The following is a 1,865-nucleotide window of genomic DNA, read 5'->3' as shown; positions in this document are numbered from 1 at the left end:
CGGCAATTGCGTCTACCTGTTCGAGCGTGAATGCTCCATCCAGCGGCGCAACCAGAAAGTCATCGAGGAAGCGCCAAGCCCGCTGCTCGACGAGGCGACCCGCAAGAAAATGGGCGAGCAGGCTGTGGCCCTCGCCAAGGCCGTCGACTATGACAGCGCCGGCACGGTCGAGTTCGTCGCCTCAGGCGTCGACAAGAGCTTCTATTTTCTCGAAATGAACACCCGCCTCCAGGTCGAGCACCCGGTGACCGAAATGATCTCCGGCGTCGACTTGGTTGAGCAGATGTTGCGCGTCGCGTCGGGCGAGGCGCTCAAGATCAAGCAGGAAGACCTCAAGATAGATGGCTGGGCGATCGAGAGCCGGGTCTATGCCGAAGATCCATATCGCAAATTCCTGCCATCGATCGGCCGGCTGAAGCGTTTCTCGCCGCCGCCGGAAGGAAAGCTCAAGGGCGGCACGGTGCGCATGGATTCTGGTGTGCGCGAAGGCGACGAAATCTCGATGTTCTACGATCCGATGATCGCCAAGCTCGTCACTCACGGAAAAACGCGCGATGAGGCGCTCGATGTTCAGGCCGCCGCACTCGACCGGTTTCATATCGAGGGTATTCAAGACAATATCCCCTTCGTCGCGGCCGTCATGGATGAGGCCCGTTTCCGCTCTGGCGACATCACCACGAATTATATCAAGGACGAGTTTCCGGACGGCTTCGATGGCGTTCCCCCCACCGACGACCAAATCCTCTACCTCACATCGGCAGCGGCCTACGTGCACGGCGTTTTTGCCCGCCGCGCGGAGAAAATCTCCGGCCGTATGACAGAGCCGGGCCCGCAAAGGCGCGACTGGGTCGTCATTCTGGGTGAGACGCATCAGGACATCGAACTCGATCTCGGCGACCAGCAAGCGACTGTGGTCATCGATGGCAAGCCGCACGAACTGGTCACCAGCTGGAAGCCCGGAACGCGTCTTTTCGAGGGCACGCTTGATGGCGAGAGCTTCGCCGTGAAATTCGCCGACAAGACCGAAGGCTATGTCTTCCGCCATCGCGGTGTCGCACTGCGGGCGCTTGTCTGCACGCCGCTGACAGCGACCCTGCATGCGCGTCTGCCGGAGAAACCGAAGCCGGATACATCGAAGCTGATCATCTCCCCGATGCCGGGCCTGGTGGTCTCCGTCGATGTCGAGAACGGCCAGAAGGTCGAGGAGGGCGAGGCGGTCTGCATTGTCGAAGCGATGAAGATGCAGAACATCATCCGCGCCGAAGCCTCCGGGACCGTAAAAGCGATCAATGTCGGCGAAGGTGACAGCGTCGCAGCCGATGAGGTCATGGTCGAGTTCGAGTAACTGAAGCTCGTCCTCCAAGGGAATTTGTAACACGCATGGTCGATCTTCTGTTCAATCCACAGGGACGCATCCTGAAGAACCGCTTCTGGCAAGGGGTGGTCGTCCTGACGGTTGCGTCTGTGATCTATCAGGCTGTGCAGGTCCGGCTCGGTGGCGGCCTTGGTATGGGCGGAATGATGATTTTCTTCCTGCTCGGCCTGGTGATGCTGTATTGTGAGATCTGCGTCTATGCGAAACGCTTCCATGATGCCGGTACGACGGGCTGGTGGATCCTGGCCGTATGGGTGGGGTCTTTCATTATCAGCATGATCATGAACAGTCTGCTGAGCCCGGTTTTTCTGGGTGACCGGGGCGAAGCGATACAGGCCGAGGTGACTGAACGGCTCGCGCAGGGCGAGTGGATGATCGCCATGGAAGCGTCTACGGCGCTCGGCGAAATCCTGCTGCCCCTGACACTCATCACGATCGTTCTCACCGCTGTCATCATGGGCTTTATAATTGGCTCCCTGAAAACCCAGCC

General features: G+C 59.5%; 2 protein-coding genes. Both read left to right on the top strand.

Annotated features, from left to right (window positions below; all coding sequences use genetic code 11):
- On the top strand, positions 1-1,345 hold a 1,345-nt coding region (locus tag WA989_RS05060), incomplete at its 5' end, for a biotin/lipoyl-containing protein (protein WP_424339417.1).
- A 35-nt stretch (positions 1,346-1,380) separates the two neighbouring features.
- Positions 1,381-1,865 (top strand): DUF805 domain-containing protein (locus WA989_RS05055; protein ID WP_424339416.1); only part of this gene is annotated, 485 nt, incomplete at its 3' end.

The organism is Henriciella sp., from assembly GCF_049649345.1.
Taxonomy (GTDB): Bacteria; Pseudomonadota; Alphaproteobacteria; order Caulobacterales; family Hyphomonadaceae; genus Henriciella.
Note: the sequence above shows the minus strand (reverse complement) of the source record. Positions and strands in the feature narration are given on the sequence as shown.